Genomic DNA, 25,012 nt, shown 5'->3' with positions numbered 1-25,012 from the left:
CTCATTTGTTAATATACACAATTTAATGAGTTAAGAGTACACTGAACTCCACACACAATTCAGCACTCAAACTCAATACTTCATATAGATGACCCATCACTTTATAAATTTAAAGTAATTCCCTCTTCATCCAGGGTTTTCCGAAGAGATCCATCGTGCACTTTTAATCGTCTTTCCGCTTCTTCATAGGAGACATTCAAAGAAGCCATCACGAGAGTTGCCTTGACCCGTCCGCCGGCTTTGATCAAAAGATTCATGGCTTTGTCGTAGTCGATACCCGTACAATGCCTTACAATACGCGCGCCTCGATCCCACAATTTCTTATTGGTGGTCATGAGATCCACCATGAGGTTCCCGTAGGTTTTATGCATCAGCACCATGGCCGACGTAGTAATCATATTCAGAATCAATTTTGTGGCAGTCCCTGCTTTCATACGGGTCGAACCGGTGATCACTTCGGGTCCTACGATTGTTTTGATCAGCACATCCACATAATCGGGTTTTTCATATTCATTACATACCAGGAGTCCCGTTGTGACGCCGATTTCCTTGGCACGCTTCAGGGCAGCATGGACATAGGATGCCATCCCGCTTGTGGTAATTCCCAGAAGGCAGTCATTTTCTGTCAGCCCCCGTTCTTCCACAATTTTAACGCCTTCGTCATATTCATCCTCAGCTCCTTCAACGGCAGTAACCAGGGCTGCGAGTCCACCACACATGATACCCTGAACCAGGGAATTGGGAGCTGAATAAGTGGGTGGAATTTCCGATGCATCCAGTACACCCAGACGGCCGCTTGTTCCGGCACCGATATAGTATAATTTCCCCTTTTTGTGAAAACTTTCAACAACTTTGTCCACAAATTCCCCGACTTCGGGAATGGCTTTTTCAACAGCCAGGGGGACGGTTTTATCCTCGTTGTTTATGAGATGAAGAATTTCGCCGGTATTCATCTCATCGATATTCATACTTGCCAGATTTTGCATTTCCGTGTGTTTGTCGCTGATGGCCATAGTGCTCCCCTGTAGTTTCACCGGGCAATTTTACGAGTTATCATAAATATTCCAATATCGGATTAAATCAATAAACTGTCCAGAACCTGCCGGTCCCTTTCGGGAGATACGTGAAAAGATTTCAGGATATTGCCGTTTTGTGTCAGAGCTACCTGGACAGAATCTCTTTTGCGACCTTTACTGTAGCGCCCTAAAAGTTCACCGGCCCTCAACACGTCCCCATCCGTGAAGGTCCCGGACAAAACGCCCACTGCTCCGATAACATCCGCACATTCCAACATCGGCAATCCGGAAGCTATTTCCAGAAGCCGTTTATGTTCATCTTCATTTCTTGATACAATAAATTTCAGAGATTTCGATAACCTGAAATGGCGTCCCACCCGCAAGAGGGCCCGGTCGGTTCCGGTGATATGATCCTTCCCTTTATATCGGAAAAGATCTTTCATCCTTGCAGAATAACCGGCATCGATGAGAAAACAGTTTGCTCCCCCGGCAACAGACAGGTCTGCAAGCCCCCACCGGTCCGCCAGTTCCAACTGACGTTTACGGCTTCTTCCCCTGATACCTTCCAGCAACTCCCGCTTTACCAGTCCCTCCTGTTCAGGAATCGTGGGGGGAAGACATTTGGCCGACAAGGGCCTTAAAAGGCGTCCTTCCAGTCCGCTTTCACGTTCAGAAATTTTCAACTGGTGGGAGAGCTGGCTCTTTGGACGCTGTCCAATCACTTCACCGGTAAACACAAAAGCCGCATTTTTTTCATGCATCACCCGAGTGGCTGTTTTCAACATGAGAATTCGACAATCCAGGCAGGGATTTATGTGTTTGCCATAGCCATGCCGGGGATTCTTTATCATCTCCCAGTATGCTTCATGCACCGGGATAATTTCCAGGGGAAAACCTATATTCCGGGCAACCTCTGCGATAGAGGGTTTATCCGCATAGGCATTAGATTTTCCATCTTCCTCAAACATGGAAGAAAATCCTGTATCTATTACAATTCCAAGGAGATCCAGATCCTGCTCCATCATCAGGCGCATGGCCAGCAGTGAATCGAGTCCGCCGGATATCAGTCCAATTCCATCAGGCAAAAATATTCCCTTTCATGATTTCATGATGTTGTGGGTTTATGTTCAGTGTGGTGTTAAAGTTCGTTCAGGTACTGTTGCTGACGTTTTTCCTGTTTTGTTTCAAAATAGGAAATCCATCGATATGTCATAATCAATTTATACTTATAACTTCGTTCAACAAACAGTTCGATTTCCGTATCATCCACTTCCCAGCGGAGAAACAAATCGGTCCCCACCCTTTCCTGAAGGACGGGTTGTCCGTATTTTGCACTGACCCGCCGGATCAATTTTTCCACTTCCATTTCCGATTTATCGAACATATCCGAAAAGGTTTCTTCATCTGTCAGCAGATAAGGCAGTTCAGATTGGATGGCAACTGTATGCAGGGAATCCTGTGAAAACACAAAGGTATAGATGGCATCATTCCCCTGAAAATCATCGGTAAAAATGATTTTGGATTCTGTTTCATAATAATTGTCACCAAAATATTCCAGGGCCATCTTTCGGGTTGCATTTTTCGAGCTTCCCCAGGGAATATCCCGATATCCATCCTGGGCAGAGAGCCCGGAGACGAGCAGGAGAAGCGTTGTAAGAATGAGGGAGATCGTTGTTTTCATCAAAGACTCCATGCTTTTCTATGAAAATAGTTTTATTCACTCATAAAATCAACATCGGCTTTACCGATACAGTGAATACTTTTCTTTCAGAGGGAGGAAATCTTCCACATCCTGGCGGACAGCCATCATGAGGTTTTCCATGGAAAGATCACCTGTCATCGCCTGATTCAGTGATTCCTCTCCCCAAAGACGGTTTGCCCATTCAGGGCGGGATATTTCAAAGTCATCCGGATAGAGCTTGTTCAGGGTATTCAGTAAGGTTACACCAAATGTGACCGATTCAAATATTTCAGGATCAGTGACTTGAAGGGAAATGCCTTCAATTTCCACATTTTCAAACTTTGGATTGGTAGCCTTACCGGGCAGATCGACAGGAGTGAATGACACCGGCTCGATGGTCAGTCCTTCAATATTCAAAGCTCTGAGAGCTTCAGCCAGTTCCTCACCCTGGATAAAATCAGCACCAATCCATTCAAAGGCATGATCTGTCCCCCGCCCTTCGGATACATTTGTAGCTTCCAACAGACAGAGTCCCGGATACAATGTGGCCGGATTCATTCCCCCGATATTGGGTGACGGATCGATCCATGTCAATCCGGTTTCCTCCCAGAACATTTTGGGATGCCAGTTTTTCATGGTGATCACCTTTAAATCCAGGGCATCTGCTTCAAGGATCCAGCCTTCACCTTTGATCATCTGTGCCAGCTCACCTACCGTGAGTCCATGACGAATGGGAATGGGATACATCCCCACAAAGGATTTCCACTGCAAATCCAAAAGAGGGCCTTCCACCCATCCTCCCAGGGGGTTGGGCCGATCCAGGATCAAGACCGGTATCCCGTTTTCCGCCCCGGCTTCCATCACATTTCCCATGGTAGAGATATAGGTATAAAACCGGGCTCCCACATCCTGTATATCGAAAACCAGAACATCCACATCCTGTAACATCTCCGGTGTGGGTTTCCGGGTGGATCCGTAAATGCTGTAAATCCGGGCTCCCGTTTTGGAATCAATCCCTTCGGTAATGTATTCACCGGCCTCTGCAGTCCCCCGAAATCCATGTTCCGGTGCAAAAATCGCCGTCAGGGTCACATCCTCCATCCCGTGAATAATATCTGATATATGGTTTCCCTGTCTGTTGTAGGCCGTATGGTTCGTCACAATACCCACATTTTTACCTTTTAGCAGAGTGCATCCCTCTTTTGATAAAATATCCAGACCCGTTTGGGTTTGTCCGGCCTTGTCGGAGGTACAACGTAGAAATCCGGCCAAAATAAGGGGAAAAAATATAAAAACAACCGTTCTTTTCATGTGAAATAACTCCTTAGTTGTTTATTTTACATACATTCACAGGTAAATTTATCATGTTACATGATACAATGACACGATAATTTTCATAAGGAATACACATGAAAACTCAACCTGATCATCAGGGCATTACGCTTGTACCTGTAAAAACGAAACGGCAGTTACGTAAATTCATCATGTTCCCCTGGAAAATTTACAAAAAGGATCCGAACTGGGTTCCGCCGGTTATTTCCGAACAGAAAAAGTTCTTTAACAAAAAGAAGAATCCTTATTTCAGACATTCTGAAGCCCAGTTGTTTTTAGCCTATCGGATGCGCCAGGTGATCGGAAGGATATCGGCACACACCAATACCCGCCACAACCAGTTTCATCATGACCGAACCGGTTTTATCGGATTTTTTGAATGCATCAACAGTCTTCGCGGTGCGGCAGCTCTTTTCAATGCAGCCGAGATATGGTTAAAAGAGAAGGGCTGCGACAGGATATGGGGACCTGAAAACTTTTCAGTTAATCACAATGTGGGGTTACTGGTTCAGGGATTTAACCAGCCACCGGTTTTTGAAATGACCTATAATCCCAAATATTATATTCGTTTATTTGAAGGATCGGGATTTAAAAAGATCCAGGATTTATATGCGTGGAAAACCAATCTTGAAGAGAAACCTCCGAAAAGAGTTCAGGATGTGGCATTACTGGCCCGGACCATGCCGGGACTGGTTGTCCGGAAGATTGATATCAAGCATATTCAAAAAGAAGCAGAAAAGATCATTACCATCTACAATCAGGCCTGGGATAAAAACTGGGGTGCCGTACCCCTCACACCGGAAGAATCCAAAAAAACGATACGGGATCTGTTGAAAATTGCCAATCCCGATTATTTATGGATTGCTGAAATCAACGGACAAGCTGTTGGAACGGCCATTTGCCTGCCGAATGTCAACGAACAGCTGATTCATCTGAACGGTCGTCTTTTATCGCCACGGACCATCCGGATGATGATCCGTCACAAGAATAAATTTGAATCATACCGTGTGTTTATTATGGGGGTGCTGGAGGAATTCAGACATTTCGGGATTGACAGCCTGATGTATTATATGCTATATGAACAGGCCATCAAGGACGGTGTAAAATGGGGTGAAATGTCCTGGATTCTCGAAAGTAATACCGTTATGAACCATATCATTGCATCCCTGGGCGCAGAACGATATAAAACTTACAGGATTTACGAACGGAAGATAGGAGTATGAGCCGAATTTTCGTCACGGGAGGAACCGGTTTTATCGGCCGGCAACTGACTGCACTTTTGCTGGAGCAGGGGTACGATGTGACCCTATTAATGCATCACCGGAATTATAACGGTCCCTCTCATCCTAACCTTTCCCTGATCCGGGGTGATATCCGGGAGCCTTCATCGTGGGAGCAGAAACTGAAAGCATGTGATGCAATCATTCACCTGGCCGGATCTATCAGTGAGACCAGCCTGTACCGTTATATCAGGTATAACAGTGAACCAACCCAGATATTGGCGGAAGCGGCGTCCCGCATTCCCCGAATCCGGCAATTTATATTTATCAGTTCTTTGGCAGCAGCCGGTCCATCCAAACCAGGGCACCCTCTCTCGGAATACCAGCCGGCAAATCCCGTAAGTGATTATGGAAAATCCAAACTTATGGCAGAAAGCCGTTTACTCTTTTCAACCGGGGATTTTCAAAAGGTCATCATCCGTCCCCCGGTTGTATACGGCCCCGGGGATCGCAGTTTCTTTAAAATATTCCACATGATTCACCACCGGATAAAACCTGTTGTACATCATGGCATTCAGGAACTGTCTTTAATTCATGTGACGGATTTGTGTTCTATGATCACCGGACTCCTTTTAAATCCCCGTCTGAGTCATGATGAAATTTTCTTTGTCAACGATGGGACGGATATTCATCCTTTAAAGGATCTGTTCACCCAATTGGAGACAATGATGGAAAGACGGGCTATTCCCGTACCGATCACCCGTTTCATGATGGGGAGCACTGCTTATCTTTCTGGTTTAGCCGGCACCCTTAGGGGAAAAGCACCCCTGGTGAATATGAGCAAATACAGGGAATTAAAGCAAGCTGCCTGGTGTTGCAAAAGTGAAAAAATTCTGAGTTTCCTGGAATACCGCATCAAATATCCTCTGGAGATTGGGCTCAGAGATACCTACAATTGGTATAGGCGTCATCAATGGTTATAACATGAAAAAGATCACGGTTTTTTTTGCAAGCTTATGTCTGCCCTTTCTTCTCCATGGCGGAGTCATATACAATGTCCGTCTGGACGGCATTATTAATCCTGCGTCATCCCGATATATTGAGAACAGTCTGGAACTGGCCGTGAAAGATTCAGCTGTCTGCTTTATTCTTGAAATGGATACACCGGGCGGCTTGATGACGGCCATGAAAGATATCATCAAAACAGAGTTCAATTCACCGATCCCCTTTATCGTTTATATTTCCCCTTCAGGGGCACAAGCCGCGTCAGCCGGTGTATTTATCACCCTGGCCTCCCATTATGCCGCCATGGCGCCTGGGACCAACATCGGTGCCGCTCATCCGGTACCGGCTGGAGGCGGAGGCGGTATATTCGGCGGGCAAAGTCAGGACAGCCTGAATATCATGGGCGAAAAGACTGAGAATGATGCAGTATCGTACATTCGTTCACTGGCAGAAAAGACTGGCCGCAATGCAAACTGGGCGGAGGATGCCGTCAGAAAATCCGTCTCCATTACTGCCAATGAAGCCGTCGCCTTGCATGTCGTAGATACCATCGCCACAGACCTTACATCCCTCCTGAATATCCTCGGGGGGAAAACCTTTCAGATTAGTGGAAAACCCGTTACACTCCCTGAGAATCTGCCGGATCAACAAGTGATACACCGTGAGATGTCCTGGACAGACCGCCTGCTGGATGTCTTCAGCAATCCAAATATCGCCTATATTTTTCTTATGCTGGGTTTTTACGGACTCTTTTTTGAAATCACCCATCCCGGATCGGTTTTCCCAGGTGCCCTGGGAGTACTTTTTCTACTCATCGCCTTTTTTTCCTTTCAGATGCTTCCGGTGAATTATGCAGGAATTGCCCTGATTCTTTTCGGGATCATCCTGTTGATTCTGGAAGTGAATATTGTCAGTTTTGGATTATTAACCATAGGAGGACTTGCGGCAATGCTCATCGGATCAACCATGCTGATTGATTCCCCTGATCCTCTGATTCAGATATCAAAGGGAATTATTTATCCTGTCGTCATCCTAACGGCCCTGTTTATCATCGTGGTGGTGCGCCTGGTGATAAAAGCCATGAAAAACCGCCCCATGACCGGATTTGAAGGACTCACCGGTCTGAAGGGCACAGCCGAAACAGAAATTACTTCTTTGGGAGGGACTGTTTTTGTGAATGGTGAAATATGGAAAGCCGTCTCGGATGAGCCCCTTCCAAAAGGGACGTCCATCGAAGTTATCGACGTCCATAATATGATTTTAAAAGTTAAAAAAGTCTAAAGGAGGCTTATGATGTTTTCTCCATCCTTCTTTCCCGTCTTAACGGTTGGGATTATCGTTGTTTTATTTTTATCCTCGGCGATTCATATCCTGAAAGAGTATGAACGGGGAGTTATTTTTCGTTTGGGACGTTTAATCAAAACCAAGGGCCCGGGCCTGATCATTGTCATTCCATTTGTGGATAAACTGGTGAAAGTCTCTTTGAGAACCGTGGTTATGGATGTGCCCGAGCAGGATATTATCACGAAAGACAATGTATCCGTCAAGGTAAATGCGGTGATTTATTTCAGGGTTCTGAGTCCGGAAAAAGCCGTGGTTCAGGTAGAGGATTATTACTTTGCCACATCCCAGCTTTCGCAGACAACACTCCGGTCCATTCTGGGTCAGAGTGAACTGGACGAACTGCTGTCAGACCGGGATAAAATCAACCATTCCCTTCAGGAGATCATTGACCGTCAGACCGATCCCTGGGGAGTAAAGGTGGCCAATGTAGAAATCAAACATGTTGATTTACCCGTTGAGATGCAGCGTTCCATGGCCAAGCAGGCCGAGGCCGAGCGTGAACGGCGGGCAAAAATCATTGCCGCCGAAGGAGAATTTCAGGCAGCCCAGAAACTCAGCGATGCGGCGGAAATTATTGACGTACATCCATCAGCCATACAGTTGCGATATTTACAAACACTGATAGAAATTTCCAGCGAGAACAATACGACCACCGTCTTCCCCATCCCTCTGGATATCTTTGAACCATTTAAACGCTATATTGAAAAAGGGCAGCCGAAAGATACTCAGAAAAAGACCTGATAAGAATTTATACGGCGTAAAAGTCCGTATTTTACGCATAATTCCTGAAACAACTGAACCCCGGATTCAACCTGACCGGGGTTTAGTGTATGAAGGATATTTTTTGTCAGATAGTGCAATAATTCAGGTTCAGGAATATTCAATTTACAGCACCAGGTATTGACAAATGCCGTCCGATTTTTTTCCCAGAACTTATAATTTTCATGCAACCAGGGATGGACCTGCACCAAATTTTCTTTTTCAAACGCCGCAATAACAGCATAGATAAAGGGTGTGTCAAAGGTTTCTTTCCACCATTTGCCCAGGTCGATGCAGAGGGGCAGATCCGGGATACCAGCCTGGAAATTATCATCCCCGATCAATAAAAAAGCGTCAATATCTTTACGTAAAAGCATGGCTTCAAAAGGCAGGGATACATAACGGATATGCTGATACCCTGTTTCATTCAAAAGGATTTTAAGCATGCGGACAGAGGTGCGGCTTTTGGCATCCAGGGCAATCAAGGCACCGTCTTCCAGTTGTTTCTGACTGTACAGACACACAGAGCGGACAGGTCCATCGCTGGCAATGACATAGTTTCCGGACATCGCAGGCAAAGCATTTTCAAAAAATGAATATGTAGGAATCATGGCTACATCCAGCGCATGTTGAAGCAGCTTTTCATACAGCTGTGAGGGCTCTGCCAGGGTCAGCTCAACTTTCACGTTTGAATTCCTGTCAGGCGGCAGTGTCCGGACCAAGGGATAGGCATTGATAAAATCAATACCTCCAAAATGAAGTGTTTTCATCGATCTTCTCTGATTTCCCGGAAAAAAGTATCTCTTTCCACAGGAGTATATCCGGCTGAACGGATCAGTTTTTTCAATTCATTGACCGTCATGGCGGACCGGGTTTCTGCTCCGGCTTCATGGGCTACATGTTCTTCAATCACCGTCCCGTCAATATCATCGGCACCAAAATTCAGGGCAATCTGGGCTACCGGCGGTGTCAGATAAATCCAAAAAGCCTTGACATGTGGGATATTATCCAGCATCAAGCGACTCACAGCCTGAACTTTCAGGTCATCCCCGGCAAAGGTCCTTTTTCCTTTCAGGGCATTATTCAAAGGCTGGTATGGTAAGGGGATAAAATTAAGGATACCTCCTGTTTCATCCTGTAGTTCCCGTATCCGTACCATGTGATCCACCCGTTCTTCCGGCGTTTCCACATGGCCGTATAACATGGTGGCATTACTTTTCAGACCCATGCGATGAGCAATTTTTGTGATGTTAAGCCAGCGTTCAGCGGAAATTTTTTCAGGGCAAAGTATTTTCCTCACCCGGGGGGCAAAGAGTTCAGCTCCACCTCCCGGCAGTGCCTGCAGTCCGGCTTCCATCAAATCCTCAAGGACCCGTTCCACGCTTTTACCGGAAATCCGGGAAAAATAGTCAATTTCTACGGCATCATACATTTTCAGTACAGCCTGGGGACGTAATGATTTTAGCAGTCGAACCATGTCAACATAGTAACTGAAGGGCAAATCCGGATGAAGTCCGCCCACCACATGAATTTCACTTATTGGCTCATGGAGATGGTCCCGCACTTTTTTTTCAATATCCGCCAATGTAAGAGTATAGGCCCCGTTTGTGTCCCGTTTTCGGTGAAAAGCGCAAAATGAGCATCGGTTTATACATATATTGGAATAATTAATCACCTGATTCCGGATATAATAGGCTTTATGGTTGGAGACTGCTTCCCGGCGTATATTGGCAAGATAACCAACAGCAGGGAGGGATATATTCCGAAAGAGAGATACACCTTCTTCAAAAAAGAGTCGCTGACCTGTTAAAACCTTTTCCGCAAGGGATTCATACCCTTTAAATATGATTTCCTGTTCAGCTGTAAGCGCCTGTATCATCCAAAACCTTTATTTTCTTTCACTGCAAGAATTTACATCATTCATGACGGATCTGAAATAAAAGCCACAATTCGGTTCTGAATTGTCTTTTGAAATGCATCATATAAAACATTAAATTAAGATATAAATATGGAGAAAACCTATGCCTCCCTTGAAGCCCTTAAAAGGAAACATGAAAAAAGATGAGAAGAAGGCGGCTGTTAACCTGACAGATCCGGAGCAACGGATGGCCTTGATCAAAGATAAATTAAGCACACTGACCCGGGATTTTGGGGATGTTTACGGGCAGCGTTTAACGGAAGAGCTGATCAAGCGGCTGGAATTTACGATCAATACATTCCATGAGGATATTTTGAAAGCCCTGGACCAGTTACAGGATGTGGGAAAAACGCAGCGAAATCTTGAAGAACAGGTTCGTCAGGGCACTCCTTTACATGATTTACTCCCTGAAGAATTAAAAAAACCCGGGAAGGTTCTACATCAACCGGTTTCAGATCTTTTTAAACTGAAAATAAAGTGAGGACATTTTGGAACTTGAGCTTCGACGGATTGGCTTATGGCCTTTATTCAGGAACACCTTTTTAGTTTCGGGATTGTTATTCCTGATTCTTTTCATTTTTATGGGAAATGTTCTGGTTCAGATGATGCAACAATCCATGAGTGATATGGGAATGGGGGGCACAACTCTATCAGGACCTCTCTCCTTTTTCACCTTATTGACTCTGGCAATATCGAATGCGTTTTTCTTCAGTCTTTTCATGACGGCTGCAGGTGCCCTGTATAATTTCATCACCCACTGGACAGGTGGTATTACCCTTGAATTTAATGATCCCTATGAGGGATATGAGGATGACTTTACAGAGGACACCTTTCCTGAAGAAGAAAACTCATATCCAGAAATCGATGAAGAAGAGTCGGATCGAGAATGAATCAGCCAGCAATCCGGGTCCGTTTTGCTCCCAGTCCAACGGGATATCTGCACATTGGCGGGGCCAGAACAGCCCTTTTTAATTATTTATACGCCAGAAGCATGGGTGGGACATATCTTTTACGGATTGAGGATACGGATACCGAACGCTCATCACAGGAGATGATAGAGCAAATTCTGGACTCATTGTCCTGGCTGGGACTTTTGCCGGATGAGCCTTATGTTCTTCAGTCTGACAATATTCTAGCCCATCAGCACGCAGTAGACACTTTACTGAATGAGGACAAGGCCTATCGTTGTTTTTGCACAAAAGAGGATCTTGAGGCAGAGAAAGAAAAAGCTGCCCGGGAAAACAGGCCTTATCGATACAGTGGTAAGTGCCGGAATCTGACGGATCAGGAAATCCGGGAGAACCTGGATCAAAAGATGCCCTTTACAGTGCGTCTGAAAGTGCCCCATGAGGGCGTGACGCGTTTCAAGGATATGGTTTTCAAATCCATTGAAGTTCAAAATTCAGAAATTGATGATTTTATTATTATGCGTTCCGATAAAACGCCGGTATATCAGCTGGCGGTGGTGGTGGACGACACACTGATGGGGATCACTCATGTTATCCGGGGCGAGGATCACCTTTCCAATACTCCAAAGCAGATACATCTCTATCTGGCCCTTGGATATCCTGTTCCCCGCTTTGCCCATGTCCCTTTGATTCTGGCACCGGACGGAAAGCGTTTAAGCAAGCGGCATGGTGCTACCTCGGTAGGAGAATTCCGGGATATGGGATTCCTGCCCGAGGGATTTATCAACGGTTTGATTCATCTGGGATGGGGGACATCGGGAAACCAGACAATTTATACATTGGATGAATTGATCCGCACATTCAGAATCACGGATGTGTCGAAAAAGGGAGCCATTTTTGATCTGCAGAAAATGATCTGGATCAATGGCCAACATATTTCAGGAAAACCTTCTACTGAACTTTTTCCATGGGTAACCCGGGCATGGTTGAGGGCAGGCCTTTTATCACAGGACGATATAGAAGACAGAAAAACTTATCTGCACCAGGCCATCGATTTGCTAAAAACCCGGATGAAGCTTATCACAGACTTCGTATCCTTTGGATCTTATGTATTGAAAGATCCGGTAAGCTATGATCCCGAGGCGGTTGAAAAGAGTTGGGCTCATCCAAAGGTGCAAGTTCTCATGAACCACTACATCAAATCGCTGGAAGCGCTAGATCCCTTTGATCCGGAAAATCTGGAAGAAACCCTGCGCCATATTACAAACGAAGCCGGTGAAAAGGCAGCGGTTCTCATTCATGCCGTAAGGCTGGCGGTGACTGGATTTTCCGTGAGCCCGGGACTTTTTGAACTGTTATCGCTTCTGGGTAAAAAGGTCGTTATCAGAAGACTTAAAAAAGCCGTAGATTATTTGCAAACCTAAACACGCCAAATTCCCTGCGGGGGTACTATGAAAAATTGTATCATGTCCCGTATTGTCATGTGTCTCGCCATGGGGCTAACCCTTTGCGCGGCCGCTCCTATGGACAAAGAAATATATATTCTGGATTTTGAAAACAAAACCGGAGATGTTTCTCTGGACTGGCTGGAAAAAGGGTTGACAGAGATGATTTTCCAGGAAAAATTTCGTCTTCCCGGTTTAATTCTCCATCCGGAATACACCATGTCCGAAGCCATCACATTCCGGGATCAGGATCCGCAATTCCCTGCGAACCGGTACATCCTGATGGGGTCCATATACCACTCATCGGCAGATGGAGATGTATTGATACATTTAAGCTCCATTCACATTAAAACCTGGCAAACGGTGGGTGAAAGCAGCTTTACGGCATACCTGTCAGATAAAAGGGCCTTAAAAAGTACCTTGATACATCATCTGGCGAAATTATACCAGTCCGAGTCCCTTGATTTGGATTTCACAGTTAGTGACACACCGGCAGATGAGGGATATATTGATACAGAGACCCTGGAAGCTGCCCGGCGTGAATTGTTAGACATCACCGCAGAGCTGGGTAAAAACAAAAAGACGGAGACAAAATCCCATACATCACTCAGTTTACAGCCTCCTGCCGGGACAACGATTTTACGATTCAACCAGACTGAGGCAAAATTACGCCTTGATATGGAACGGGAGCATCTGAATACGACCCAACAGGCCATGTACGAATTACTGTTAAACCCCTATCTGATCCAAATCAACGAACCAAACATTTCCACATTGCCATACAGGCCTCACAGAGGGACCATTCGCATAGAAGTCTCATATCAGCTCCATCCGGATTTGCTTGAAGAACTCACAGACATTCTCCCCTTTCAACGGGTCGACTCCTACAATAACAACTATTCCTATCTCACCTTTCAGGCGGATTATTCCGATATCCCATTTCAGTTGCAGCGGGATATTCAGCTAGGACATTACCGGACCATCCCGGTGATAGAGCTGACAGACGGGCAGGGACGCATCATACACACATTTATTGACGGACAATATCTGGATCTTCGGGAAATCAACCGGTACGACGGATTAAGTATTCTTGATCACTTCAAACCCCTATTGATCATGACCTCTTCCCGGTCGGATATACAGCTCTATGTAAAACAGGAACCGTACGTTGGGGTATATGAATTGGAGCTGCCCGTATCCATCCTGGAAAGTCTTGCGGAAGTGCGTGTCCGGTTTTATCCCATCCTTGACTTATACGAACGGTATTAATCCTTAAGGTTATGAAAAGTCCTTGCAAATTTTTTAAATTATTTCGTATAATTTCAGGCTTTTTGACGGCGAAGTAGCTCAGTTGGTTAGAGCAGCGGAATCATAATCCGCGTGTCCGGGGTTCGAATCCCTGCTTCGCTACTCCCCTTGTTTAACAAACCCTTTCCGTTGAAAGGGTTTTTATTTGGAATATAAAAAAAGGGAGCCATGAATATCATGGCTCCCAATCTATTAACGTGAGATATAATTATTGTTAACGTCGTTTTTTATCATCCTCTTCAGGCAGAATTAAAACTTCGATATCTTCCACCTTTTTCTGAAGGGCATCCAGGTCGCGGGACAGTTTTTGAATTTGCTGATTGGTTGTAATCTGGTTTTGGTTGACCATTGCTCTCAGGCTGGTGGTAACTTTCCTTAGTGCTTCAACCTGGGTTTCCAGATTATTCAAGTTATTATCCACAACAGCTCCCAGGGAATCAACCCGGGTATTGATTAAAAACATATCCTGGCTGTGCATTCTTTTTACATCTTCAATTTTACTGTAGATATCTTTAATATCATTCTGATTTTGGCGAACATGTTTTGCTCTGCCCACAAATTTGACTTCAAGGTCGTCAAGCTGGTCTGTGAATTTCTGATATTTATCTTCAATTTTACCGGCTCTTTCATTCATGGAGTTGATGCGGGCATCAAATGTTGTCTGATAGTAATACATTGCACCTAATCCGGCAAAGAGGGCAACCCAGAGTACAGACATCAAAAATTTCTTCATTATTTACTCCTAGTATTTTCAAATTCAATATTGTTGAACTCAAGCTGTTGAACGTACATAAAATGTAATTCAAAATCAACAATACAGAAATAAAAAAATGCATAAAAAATAAAAAGCCCCGGAAACCGGGGCTTTTTATCAAGAAAGGAACTGCTTATTTCAGCAATGTCATTTTCCGTGTAATGGACTGGCCGTCGACTGTCAGTCTGTACAGATATGTACCGGAAGCGACATTCGAGCCATTCCATGTGGAAGTATAGTCACCGGCTTCACGGTAGCCATCCACCAGTGTTTCAACCAGTTTACCATTCACATCATAGATGGAGAGGTTCACATTGGCACCTGCCGTCAGGTTGAAGTTGATGGTTGTGGCAGGGTTGAAGGGGTTGGGATAGTTAGCTTTAAGTGTAAATGCCTTTGGTCCAAAAACACCTTCAGTTTCCCAGATACCTTCTTCCGTCTTCACAAACTTATAGATACCGTTGTTATCCCAGGTATTGAAGTATGTGACATAAGCTGTATTTGCATCCGCGAAGTCGATACCACGGGGGTAGATTGTCCAACCACATGTTTGTGCAGAATCGGGTACCATAGAATCCACAAAAGCTTTTTGTGTAGGATCCCAGGCAACATGAGAGCACGGGGTAAAGGGAACGGCACTGGGAGGTCTTACACCCATCCAGAGCAATCCGTCGGGAGACCATGCAGCAGATTCTACATTCAGTCCGTAAATCGTATCCATCTGAGAGGTGTAATCCCCATCAAGTCCTTCGTCGCTGTGAAAAATCACAACGCCAGAACTTGTATAGCTGAAGAAATAGATGTCATTTGCATCAGGTGAGACTTCAATTGTTCTGGAGTATCCAGACGTCAGGTCTCCGGGAACCACATCATCAATGAGGAATCCATCGGGATCAAATGCCTTGATGGGGTTACCCCCGGCAACAACCATGTTCACAAACATATTACCTGCATCATCGGTTGCAACCTTGGTAATGGAGTTCTCGCCGAAAGGCATTTTCACAAACTGTTTCACGGTATAATCATCTTTATCAAGAACATACCATGAATCATATACCGATACAATCACATCACCTTCAGGTGTTGTGCCCAGACCACGGAGAGAATACCAGAAAGTATCCACTTCATAGCCAAAGTAGCTTTCGGATGGATCCAGGGGACCAAAGGTTTTAATGGATGTTTCGAGTGTACCATCGGGATTGAAAACCCTCAGTGCCCGGCAGGCAACAAAACTGTCTGCAGGGGCCGGTACGTAGATAGAGTCCATCGAATAGTATGAACCATACCAGATCCGTCCGTTTCCATCCACAGCAACACCATGTCCATAGGATTCTACAGAATCAGGACCTGCCGGAAACATCGTTCCGCTGTCCCATCCTGCGAAAGCCATGGTAGCTGTGAGCAAGACAGCAACAACGACTAACATTCTTTTCATCTCGTTCTCCTTTTTTGGTTAACCATTTTCTTTCTCTTATGGACGTCCGTAATAGGGTGCGCCATTTACATCCAGACTGACCCGAATCAGGCGGGGTGTGGGTGCATCCTCGTCCGTCCTGTCGCTTCTTCTGACCATATACAGCTTATTATCGTTTCCAAATGTCATATGAATACCCTGAGTAAAGAGGGCCGGGTTCGGATAGTTATAAACCGCTTTGGCAGATCCGTCACTCAGGTTGACATGAACCAGAGGCACGCCGTAATCTGCACCACTGACAAAGGCATTGCCGTTTTCATCCAGCACCATAAATACCGGTATGGTTTCCTCAAATCCCGTATTTTTCCAGTCTACAACCAGGGTTTTGGCGCTCACTACACCATTTGCCTGAATATCATGTTTATAAATGCCATATTTGGTAATTGTAGTATCGGAACCGGTATATTCAGCCAGAGTGTAAATTTCATTGTTGAACACTTTCAGGGAATGAACGGTGTAATCTCCATAGACATCATTTTCCACAATCGTAGCCCCATCTGTGAGCAGGGCAAATAGATTGTTGCTCATACCTGCCGCATACAGGATTCCACTGGCATCCCAATCAATGGTAGAAACACGATCTCCGAAGCTGACACCTGTTTTACGTGATCCACCCCCGACAGGGAAATAGTATAATTTAACATAATTTCTGGCATACATGAGATCACCGGTGGGCGCAAACTTTAAATCCGTCATATTATTATGGCTGCCATTGGCATAGATAATCATGGAATCGTGCTGTGACGGCATGAGTTTATAGACATTCCCGTCATAAGATGTAACATATGCATTTTCATCTTTATCAATGGCAACAGCCAGAGGAAGTGTCTGTTCAGAGAAGGCCCCATATTCCACCGCCGGTTTTTCAAGGGTATAGGGTATAAAATTCCCATCATCATCCATATAATTCCCAAAAAGGTAGGCACCCTGGACCGCAATACGCACTTTCACCGAATCCATCGCCCATTGGGCCGGATCTTTAATAATCACCGGCGCATACACGGCCATTTTCTGGGGGTTGGCCGTCAGATCGGTTTCAGCCGGTTCAGGAAAGCCAATGCCTTCATTAAAGAAGACCACATTTTCAGAAATATTTTCGGAAAAATTATTTCCGTATATTTCCACAAGGCCTACTGCCTGGTATGAATTCAAAGCAGGATTGACCTCCGTAATCACGGGAGTGGGTTTTCCGGGATCATTCGGATCAAACACACTATCCGGATAATCTGTATCCTCACATCCTGTCACACCAAACATTGCAACCAGCAAAGTCAGCAAGCCCAGTATTAATCCCTTCTTCATCTTTAGTCTCCTTCGCGTAATATTAGTATCATTCTTATCAAATGTCAATTATTAATAGTTTATCATGCGTGCATGGATTAAAATCCAAAGCCAAGGGTGATCCGCTGCACATAATCAAATACTCCAAAAGGTGTATATGCGTAATTAAAAGAAAAACCAAATTTCCGGAGTCCGACACCCACGGCAAAATCCCGTTCATCGCTGTTCATCATATATCCCCCCCGAAGATAGAGGGTTTTCATGAAAGCATATTCCAGTCCCAGATTTACCTGTTCAGGATAAGAGCGGGGATGGGTGGCATCCGCATAGAGCCAGAGTTCCTGTCCTTTGGGTTTTTCGGGCATCAGATCCAGCAAATCCATGGTAATTCCGATCGTAAAGGTCAGAGGCAGTTGAAAGTTCTCTCGTTCAAAGTTTATTTCTTCGGAAAAGTTCTGAAATGTCATACCGAATGTCAGACTTTTAAAACCTGTTTTGAACTGAGTACCAAAATCAAAGGAAGTGGCATTCGCCAGATTTTTCTTCACTTTCAGGCTGTCTGCATCGGGGACAATGCTTTTTCCCAGTTGTTGTCCGGAATACTTAATGCTGCCGCCCACGGAAAACTTGTCCGAAAGGGCCACAGCGTACCCGATACCGGCAGCAAAAGCTGAGGGGTGCATAATTTCCGTATCCACATAGCCCTGATCATTTTGCCAGGGGAGTGTTCCCTGAACTTCGCCATAATCCACAGATTGGGCAGTGAGTCCGAAAACACCCATTCGTCCGTCACCGGGACGGAAAGCGAGGGCATAGGTATTGTGCTGGATATTATCAATCCACTGATTCTGGCTGGCAGTCAATTCAATTGTTTTATCAGACCGAGCCATACCGGCCGGATTGAAAAAGAGAGAATTCACGCCATTTTCCAGTGTTGTGGCGGCATTTCCCAGTGCACTGCTTCTGGCATCGTTTGTTACGCTCAAAAACTGAAACCCGGTTTGTCCCAATTTTTTATCAGCAGCATGAAGACCGGACATTACGCAGCACATGAGAACAATACAAAGGCAGTGTTTCAGATGAATATGTTTACTTATCATGATACTTACCTGACAATAATAATTTTTCGGGTTGCCGTTTCACCTTTCCGGTACAAAATCTCACCGGTAAAGGGATCTTCCTGATCTTCGGTGACTTCAAAGTGGGCGATATAAATACCGCTGACAACAACCTGTCGGGAAGAACTCAGGGATTTCCAGGTTTCATCACCGCTTCCGTCATCATGAACGATTGTTTCAATCAAATCCCCCCGTTCAGAGAAAATCCGGATGATGCAATTTCCCGGAATATTCAGGAACATGATTTTATCATCTTCTCCTGTATATTGAAGTTGTTCCGCCCGGATATTGAAGGGATTGGGAACAACCCGGATATCCTTCAGATTTTCCCCGGCCTGACGTTTCAGGTAGGCCGGTTCGGTGGTTTTCGTGTAAAACCGGGTACTTTCCAGCGGTCCCGTTGGGTTATATATCCCGTCACTGTTCTGACTTCCATCGCTGTAGGCGGTGATATAGTAGTAATATGAAAAACCTCTGGCGGGACTTTCGTCATAGTATTGTTGGGTTCCCGGAGGCACTTCGGCGATCAAGTCGAAAAGCGTATCCGGTTTGCTGATGGCCCGGTAAATTCTGTATCCTGCAAAATTGGATGCGCCTTCATCGGGTGAAGGTGTCCAGATCAGATCAATCCGGTCTCCCTTTGATTCTACGTTAAACACTTCCGGAGGTCTGGGAGGTTGTGGGATCTGAAAGCCTGAGCTGTAGTTCCTGAGGGCCCGGCTCATGGTCAGGAGAAAAGAATCTCGACCGGTAAAGACCCAGGTATTTTTAAAGACATCTTTGTCATCTGTTGTAGATCCGTCTGGAAGCGTAAAAGGACCCTTATCATTGGGATCCATATAAGCCTGTTTCCAGCGCCGGCCGATCTGTTCGCACATCGGGCGACTTAAACCGTCAATGGCTTCCACTTCAACGATTTTTACAGAATCTCCCGGTGGAATATCGAAAGGTCCATAAGTGATCCAGACATTTGTCCCACCGCCGTCTCCATGGACTGTTGACGGATCCACTCTGTCAGTTACAGATGAAACATTATCCTCATAAAAGAGATTTCCGCCCCCTTTACCACTGCCGCCGTAGGGTTGTCCGGAAAGATGCTGGTAGGCAATAACCATTTTGTCTTCATCAGCCGGCTTTACATCACCGGTTGAAGGATAGGTATCCCCGGCATGCCAGCCCAGCATGGTGGGCTGATTGGGGTCATCACTATGATCTGAGGCCGATTTATCCACATGCAGTACACCGGTACCCACATGATGGGGAGCTGTGAGTCTTCCATCCCGGCTTGCATAGGGACCGCCCACATTATCAAAAGCCCAGCCATCCACCTGGCCTAAAAAGGAATAACCACACCGGATCCATTCCAGTTGATCAATGGGGGTGGATTCGGTTAGGGTCGCCAGATTGGTATGATAATCCGGATAGGGCATGGCACCGGAATCTCCGGCTTTGAAGCGGCTGCGGCTTACCCACGAGTGCTTACCCCAGGTTATGGCACCTGTGATGGCATACCCGGCTTCCCGGCTGCACTGATACCGTGTACTCCAGCCAACGCGCAATCCCTTAATAGTTTCATTCAATACACGAACACTGTCATACCCCACATACCCTGTATTCGTAAATACCAATTCCTTGATAAAGTAGTTATCATGGTATTGTTGGCTGAAGGCATGGACCCTCATAGTCATTGTAATGCCGGCAGTTGTGTTTACAATATTCTCAACAATCCGGTCAGCAATCTGATTGGGGTTGATGGCATCCACATCCCCTTCATAAGGCGCTGTCAGGTTGTTCCCATCCACATAGACTGTAGGTGGGGGAAATTTAGCCGTTTGCCTTAAACGCACGGGAAAAAGGGAAATATCCACATTCCCCTGGGTAATATAAGATGCCCATTTTTCCCATTCGTAGCCTGTAGCATCCGTAAAATCATCGACACCGATCCAGGCTCTCTGAATCACATCGTTATCCTGGTACAGATAATCTGCCGGCCAGATCATACCTTCGTAGTAGACATTATTCCATGCCCGTTTTCCGAAGTATGAATTGAAGTGCGTTTGCAGGGATCCAATTCTGATATATCGTCTGTCCGTTGCTGAAACCTGGCTCAGGGCTTGACCGGCCAGACAGACAATCAGAAAAAGAAGTGCGGAAATTTTTAAGGTATATTTCATAGTTCAGCTCTCTTAAAAGACGATTTTAATTCCAAATTTCACCGCTCTGGGATTGGCAAAGGTATTGAACCTGAGGTTCGGCATATCAATATATGCTTTATCTTCCAAAGCTTTCTTTGCTTCATTGGAATCAATTTTTTGCCATACTTCTATCATATTTCCGGGATTTTCAGGATCTTCCACTTCGACACGCTGGATAAAACGATCGGTCTTTGAAATATCTTCAGGAGAAGTAAAGAGATCGGGGAATTTTTCAACCAGTGATTCGGTATTTCCGATATAGTACCATGTTTTATCTGCATTAATATCATCAGAGATATTTTCCAAATACCTCATGGGTTGAAATTCCGTATTCCAATCCCGGTAAGCACCCAGATCATCCTCTCCGGGAATACCGCCGATTCCAAGGTTGTCATAGACCTGTTCTCCAAAGTGGAGAGATTCACGATAATCGTTATAGTCATACGTATCGGCAATCCCGTTATAACTGAGGAATTTTGTATTCAGAAGATTCGTAATATCCATGTAGAGCTGGAGTTTGAATTTCTCAAAACTCATGGATTTTGTCAGTCTGAGGTTCAGGTTATAGGTATCCACCCATTTCACATTGTTTGTAAGACCCACCACACCGGTTGGATTCCAGGTTGTCTGGCTCCCGGCATTCCAGGTAAAAAGGAAACTGGCATCCCAGCCACCTGCCGGATAAACACCCCCTACAGCCGGTCCGAACTGATCCGGTGTATGGAGATCTATATTGGCCCGGGCATAGGGTTGGGGATGGGGTTTTTCCTGGTAGGGGTTATCCCTTAAATAGGCCCGCATGGCATTGGGATCCTGATAGTAACGCTGGTATCCAAACCATCCATAAGAACGAACCATGTAGGTATAATTCACAAAACCGGTAATCCAGGTTCCCCACCGTTTATCCAGTGTGAGCTCAATACCACGGATATCCTCATAGTTATTATTATCGGTGATGGAATACCGGACGGAACTGTTAATATTCTGATAGGTAATCCAGCCGACCTGATTGGTGACATCCTTATAATAAGCTGCAATGTTCACCAGGAACATATCCAGCAAATTTTGCGAATAACCGATTTCATACGCTACGGTCCTTTCAAAATCCAGGTTGGGATTCCCAATGGATGTCACAAGACCGTTATACTCTCTTTGCAAACGGAAGCGATGTGTTGATTCAGGTTCTGAACGAAAGTGTCCATAGTTGAAATAGAGTTTGGAGTTTTCCGTGATGGGATGTGAAATCCCGAGGCGGGGACTCAGCGCAACAGAGGGTTCCGAATCTTCCCGCGGGGCTTGTTCCTCAATGAGATGGCCTTCCCCCTGTTTATAAAAGTCATCATAGGGATCCAGGAGGTATTTATCGGTATTGGCATCAGAGTAGTCCAGCCTGAGGCCGATATTTGCGATAAATCCTTCAAATTCCATTTTATCCTGGATATACGCCCCGATACGATAGGGAAAAACCTGATAAATTTGATCACGGTTCCAGGTCGTCATACCCGGGTTGGATGTGAAGGATTTGATGTCATAGTCATTGAGAACCAGTTCTACACCGGTCCGGATCTGATTCGACCGATTAATCTGGTTTGTATAATCATACCGGGCAGAGTAGGTAGTCACCACTGAATTATCCCGGCCGAGGTTCATCCAACCGCCGGTACGGATATTATCTCCGATTGAGCCGGTTCCATATCCCCAATATCCATAAGGAGTCTCGTCCATATAATATCCGGGGAAAACTTCTACCGTCTTGGAAGTATCCCGAAGATCACCCTGAAAGGTATTATAGATGTTCTTATTCATCTGCAGGGTCACTTCATAATAGGAATCGGAATTAATAATATGGTTCAGTTTCGCGCCGACAATCGTCCGGTAAATGGAAGCCGGGCTGTAATAATAGGGGACGTAGAGGGATTCTTTGGTTTTCGCCAGACTGGCCAGTGTATAAGAGGAGCGAACCACATCTCCTGTGGGTGTTGTGGTCCAATTGTAGGTAGAAGTAGAATGAATCTCACCATACATTCCTGTTACAGTCAGTTTGGTATCATCTGAAATATCTGAAGTCAGTTTCAGACGGCCGATATTTTCTGAGTAGGCATCTCTTGAAAGGGGGATATAGAACATTTCCTGCAGATCGCGGTAGGACAGGTTGAACCGCAAGTTTCCCAGTTTTTTCCCAATCACCGGAACAGGACCGCTAAAAGAAAAATCCCCTACATAATCCGGCTTTTTGATATCGCCCTGGCGCCTGTGGTTATATCGATATACACGCTGGGCTCCTGTAGGTGAAAGATCGTTGTCCGGATTGTCATCAGACAAGGTTTCCTGTGATATGGCCACCCATCCTTTAAATGAAGGATACTGGCGCCGTGTAAAACGGTCCCAGGGTTCATACCCCGTTTCCGGATCAGGGTCTGTTCCATACCAGCACACTTCATCATCGAGATAAGGCCTGTTATGGTAAGACATGGGATCATAGGGAGAAATGCCGAAATGTTTCGGAGCCGCCGGTTTATATTGAAAAGAGAGGGAGCCGTTATAGGATTCCTTGCTTCCCTCGCTGGTCACAATATTTATCACACCGGAACGGATATTACCGTATTCTGCGTTAAATCCACCGGTTTGGACCTGCACTTCTTTGACGGTGCTCAGGCTAACAGCGGAATAGGGATCATTGGACCGCTCATCGTTCATGACAATTCCATCCACAATAAACGACGTTTGTCGGGAACTGCCTCCACGGATCGTCAATCCCTGTGCTCCTGCCTGAAGACCGATGACGTCTGTTACTTCATCAATGGGCAGGGCATCAATTTTTTCAGAATTAATATTCAGCTGGCTGTTGGAAATATCCCGGACCACGACCGGCATTTCGGCCACAACTACCACTTCAGACATGCCCACTGCCTGGGTCCTTAAAGTTACATCAATGATGGTGGTGAGCCCCATATTGACATTGACGTTCCGGACCGTCACCTTTTCATAACCAATCATGGAAACAGATAATTCATAGGTTCCCGGCGGAACATTCAGAATGGAATAATACCCGTTTTCATCCGTTGCGGCACCCAGCATGGTCCCTTCAACAATCACGTTAACCCCCGGCAGAGGATTACCGGCCTCGTTGGTCACCTGACCCGCAATTTTTCCTGACTGGGCAGCCTGAGAGAAAACAGGCAGTAACAGAAGTCCCACCAGGGCAAGCAAAAGCATCGTTTTATAGAAAATCCTGCTCATAAGGATACTCCTCTAGAGAGATACTCTCAGGGTAAATCTCTGAATATCGTCAAATGTTTTCATGGGGGTATAGCTGTAATCGAAAATGACCCCGAAGGCATTCAGGCCAAATCCAAAACTGGAACCGCTTTCATCCCGGTTTTGTTCGAACCCGTACCGGAGAAAAAATTTCCTCACAAAGCTATACTCAATACCCAGGTTCAGGTATTCGGGATAAGAACGGGGGTGTGCCCAATCTACATAGACATCCACGTTGTGATTTGGCATGTCAGCGGGGATAAAATTCATCAGATTGGCTGTTAATCCAATTGAGAAAGTAAGAGGCAACTGGAAACTCTCATCGATGTATTTTATCTCGTTGGAAAAGTTCCGAACCGTCATACCAAACTTCACATCCCGGAATCCGGTGTTAAAAAGGGTACCAAAATCCATGGCCACAGCGTTGGTTTTGTATTTTTGGGTAATCAGGCTATCTGTCATTTGCACATTGCTCTTCCCAAACTGCTGGGCTGTGTATTTTAATTGGCCGCCGATGGAAAATTTTGCGGAGAGAGATTTGGCATATCCAATACCCACCTGCATGGCCGAGGGGTTAAATACATGGGTATCCACATATCCTTTATCATTGGACCAAACCATGGTCCCCTGCATTTCACCGTAGTCAACCACATGGGCTGTGACACCGAATACACCGAACTTGTTCTGTGATGGATTCAGGGCCAGGCTGAACGTGTTATGTTTGATATCAGCAATCCAGGAATTTTGGGAAGCCATGGCATCGATTCTTGAAGGCATATTGGCCATGGTTGCCGGATTGTAGAACAAAGACGCGGAACCCATTTCCACAGTGGTCATGGCTCCGGCCAGTGCTGCTGCCCGGGCATCTGAATTTACAGACAGGAACTGATAACCGGTCTGGGCCAGTTTCTTCTCGGCTCCTGTCGCGAAGGATGCGCATAAGATCAGCAGGACTAGCACAAAGGCTGTATATTTTCTCATTGTATCTATTCCTCC

The 25,012-nt window shown here is 45.5% G+C and carries 21 protein-coding genes and 1 tRNA gene; 9 read left to right on the top strand and 13 right to left on the bottom strand.

The features are described 5' to 3' along the window. Positions 1 to 101 precede the first annotated feature (101 nt). Genes murQ through strainIA91_RS02535 form a run of 4 tightly spaced genes read right to left on the bottom strand, consistent with a single transcriptional unit; the run spans position 102 to position 4,008 of the window. Complete coding sequence (gene murQ, locus strainIA91_RS02550; protein WP_400167533.1) at positions 102 to 1,034, bottom strand: N-acetylmuramic acid 6-phosphate etherase; 933 nt, start codon at positions 1,032 to 1,034, stop codon at positions 102 to 104. Between the two features lie 41 nt (positions 1,035 to 1,075). Then, on the bottom strand, positions 1,076 to 2,101 hold the full coding sequence (locus strainIA91_RS02545; RefSeq protein WP_400167532.1) for a hypothetical protein: 1,026 nt from the start codon (positions 2,099 to 2,101) through the stop codon (positions 1,076 to 1,078). A gap of 53 nt (positions 2,102 to 2,154) precedes the next feature. Further along, positions 2,155 to 2,697, bottom strand: a complete 543-nt coding sequence (locus strainIA91_RS02540) for a hypothetical protein (RefSeq protein WP_400167531.1) — start codon at positions 2,695 to 2,697, stop codon at positions 2,155 to 2,157. Between the two features lie 60 nt (positions 2,698 to 2,757). Next, positions 2,758 to 4,008 carry an exo-beta-N-acetylmuramidase NamZ domain-containing protein gene (locus strainIA91_RS02535; protein ID WP_400167530.1) on the bottom strand — a complete coding sequence of 417 codons (1,251 nt, stop codon included), beginning with the start codon at positions 4,006 to 4,008 and terminating at the stop codon, positions 2,758 to 2,760. A gap of 98 nt (positions 4,009 to 4,106) precedes the next feature. On the opposite strand from strainIA91_RS02535, the gene strainIA91_RS02530 reads away from it, so the two are divergent. The 4 genes from strainIA91_RS02530 to strainIA91_RS02515 are packed head-to-tail and all read left to right on the top strand — an operon-like array spanning position 4,107 to position 8,339. Beyond that, entirely contained in the window at positions 4,107 to 5,252 is a 1,146-nt protein-coding gene (locus strainIA91_RS02530; protein WP_400167529.1) for a GNAT family N-acetyltransferase, read from the top strand. Then, on the top strand, positions 5,249 to 6,232 hold the full coding sequence (locus strainIA91_RS02525; RefSeq protein ID WP_400167528.1) for an NAD-dependent epimerase/dehydratase family protein: 984 nt from the start codon (positions 5,249 to 5,251) through the stop codon (positions 6,230 to 6,232). The genes strainIA91_RS02530 and strainIA91_RS02525 overlap by 4 nt, the downstream gene beginning before the upstream one ends. Before the next feature lies 1 nt (position 6,233). Continuing rightward, on the top strand, positions 6,234 to 7,535 hold the full coding sequence (locus strainIA91_RS02520; protein ID WP_400167527.1) for an NfeD family protein: 1,302 nt from the start codon (positions 6,234 to 6,236) through the stop codon (positions 7,533 to 7,535). Positions 7,536 to 7,544: 9 nt separating this feature from the next. Further along, positions 7,545 to 8,339 carry a slipin family protein gene (locus strainIA91_RS02515; RefSeq protein WP_400167526.1) on the top strand — a complete coding sequence of 265 codons (795 nt, stop codon included), beginning with the start codon at positions 7,545 to 7,547 and terminating at the stop codon, positions 8,337 to 8,339. Here strainIA91_RS02515 and strainIA91_RS02510 read toward each other — a convergent pair. Together strainIA91_RS02510 and mqnE are read right to left on the bottom strand one after the other, a co-directional pair. Next, complete coding sequence (locus strainIA91_RS02510; protein WP_400167525.1) at positions 8,324 to 9,127, bottom strand: menaquinone biosynthetic enzyme MqnA/MqnD family protein; 804 nt, start codon at positions 9,125 to 9,127, stop codon at positions 8,324 to 8,326. The genes strainIA91_RS02515 and strainIA91_RS02510 overlap by 16 nt on opposite strands. Then, a complete protein-coding gene (gene mqnE / locus strainIA91_RS02505; protein ID WP_400167524.1) occupies positions 9,124 to 10,236 on the bottom strand; it encodes an aminofutalosine synthase MqnE in 1,113 nt (370 codons plus the stop codon). The genes strainIA91_RS02510 and mqnE overlap by 4 nt, the downstream gene beginning before the upstream one ends. A 172-nt stretch (positions 10,237 to 10,408) precedes the next feature. Between mqnE and strainIA91_RS02500 the strand changes: the two genes are divergently transcribed. The 5 genes from strainIA91_RS02500 (at position 10,409) to strainIA91_RS02480 (ending at position 14,038) form a co-directional block, all read left to right on the top strand. Continuing rightward, positions 10,409 to 10,756 (top strand): hypothetical protein, encoded by a 348-nt coding sequence (locus tag strainIA91_RS02500; protein WP_400167523.1) that lies wholly within the window; start codon positions 10,409 to 10,411, stop codon positions 10,754 to 10,756. A gap of 7 nt (positions 10,757 to 10,763) precedes the next feature. Then, on the top strand, positions 10,764 to 11,165 hold the full coding sequence (locus strainIA91_RS02495; protein WP_400167522.1) for a hypothetical protein: 402 nt from the start codon (positions 10,764 to 10,766) through the stop codon (positions 11,163 to 11,165). Next, positions 11,162 to 12,607: a glutamate--tRNA ligase gene (gene gltX / locus strainIA91_RS02490; protein WP_400167521.1), complete on the top strand. Its 1,446-nt coding sequence runs from the start codon at positions 11,162 to 11,164 to the stop codon at positions 12,605 to 12,607. The genes strainIA91_RS02495 and gltX overlap by 4 nt, the downstream gene beginning before the upstream one ends. 27 nt (positions 12,608 to 12,634) lie before the next feature. Continuing rightward, positions 12,635 to 13,897 carry a hypothetical protein gene (locus strainIA91_RS02485; RefSeq protein ID WP_400167520.1) on the top strand — a complete coding sequence of 421 codons (1,263 nt, stop codon included), beginning with the start codon at positions 12,635 to 12,637 and terminating at the stop codon, positions 13,895 to 13,897. Positions 13,898 to 13,964: 67 nt separating this feature from the next. Beyond that, positions 13,965 to 14,038 (top strand) — tRNA-Met (locus strainIA91_RS02480). Positions 14,039 to 14,150: 112 nt separating this feature from the next. On the opposite strand, the gene strainIA91_RS02475 is transcribed toward strainIA91_RS02480, so the two are convergent. From strainIA91_RS02475 to strainIA91_RS02445, 7 genes are all read right to left on the bottom strand, one after another. Further along, positions 14,151 to 14,669: a hypothetical protein gene (locus tag strainIA91_RS02475; RefSeq protein WP_400167519.1), complete on the bottom strand. Its 519-nt coding sequence runs from the start codon at positions 14,667 to 14,669 to the stop codon at positions 14,151 to 14,153. Positions 14,670 to 14,823: 154 nt separating this feature from the next. Then, positions 14,824 to 16,125, bottom strand: coding sequence for a T9SS type A sorting domain-containing protein (locus strainIA91_RS02470; protein ID WP_400167518.1), 1,302 nt, complete (start codon positions 16,123 to 16,125; stop codon positions 14,824 to 14,826). A gap of 36 nt (positions 16,126 to 16,161) precedes the next feature. Further along, positions 16,162 to 17,466, bottom strand: coding sequence for a hypothetical protein (locus strainIA91_RS02465; protein ID WP_400167517.1), 1,305 nt, complete (start codon positions 17,464 to 17,466; stop codon positions 16,162 to 16,164). A gap of 77 nt (positions 17,467 to 17,543) precedes the next feature. Next, entirely contained in the window at positions 17,544 to 18,545 is a 1,002-nt protein-coding gene (locus tag strainIA91_RS02460) for a PorV/PorQ family protein (RefSeq protein WP_400167516.1), read from the bottom strand. Positions 18,546 to 18,550: 5 nt separating this feature from the next. Then, complete coding sequence (locus tag strainIA91_RS02455) at positions 18,551 to 20,737, bottom strand: fibronectin (protein ID WP_400167515.1); 2,187 nt, start codon at positions 20,735 to 20,737, stop codon at positions 18,551 to 18,553. A gap of 12 nt (positions 20,738 to 20,749) precedes the next feature. Then, positions 20,750 to 23,998, bottom strand: coding sequence for a carboxypeptidase regulatory-like domain-containing protein (locus strainIA91_RS02450; RefSeq protein WP_400167514.1), 3,249 nt, complete (start codon positions 23,996 to 23,998; stop codon positions 20,750 to 20,752). Between the two features lie 12 nt (positions 23,999 to 24,010). Beyond that, positions 24,011 to 24,997: a PorV/PorQ family protein gene (locus strainIA91_RS02445; RefSeq protein ID WP_400167513.1), complete on the bottom strand. Its 987-nt coding sequence runs from the start codon at positions 24,995 to 24,997 to the stop codon at positions 24,011 to 24,013. Positions 24,998 to 25,012: the final 15 nt, after the last annotated feature.

This window comes from Candidatus Neomarinimicrobiota bacterium (assembly GCA_041154365.1).
Taxonomy (GTDB): Bacteria; Fidelibacterota; Fidelibacteria; order Fidelibacterales; family Fidelibacteraceae; genus Fidelibacter; species Fidelibacter multiformis.
Note: the sequence above shows the minus strand (reverse complement) of the source record. Positions and strands in the feature narration are given on the sequence as shown.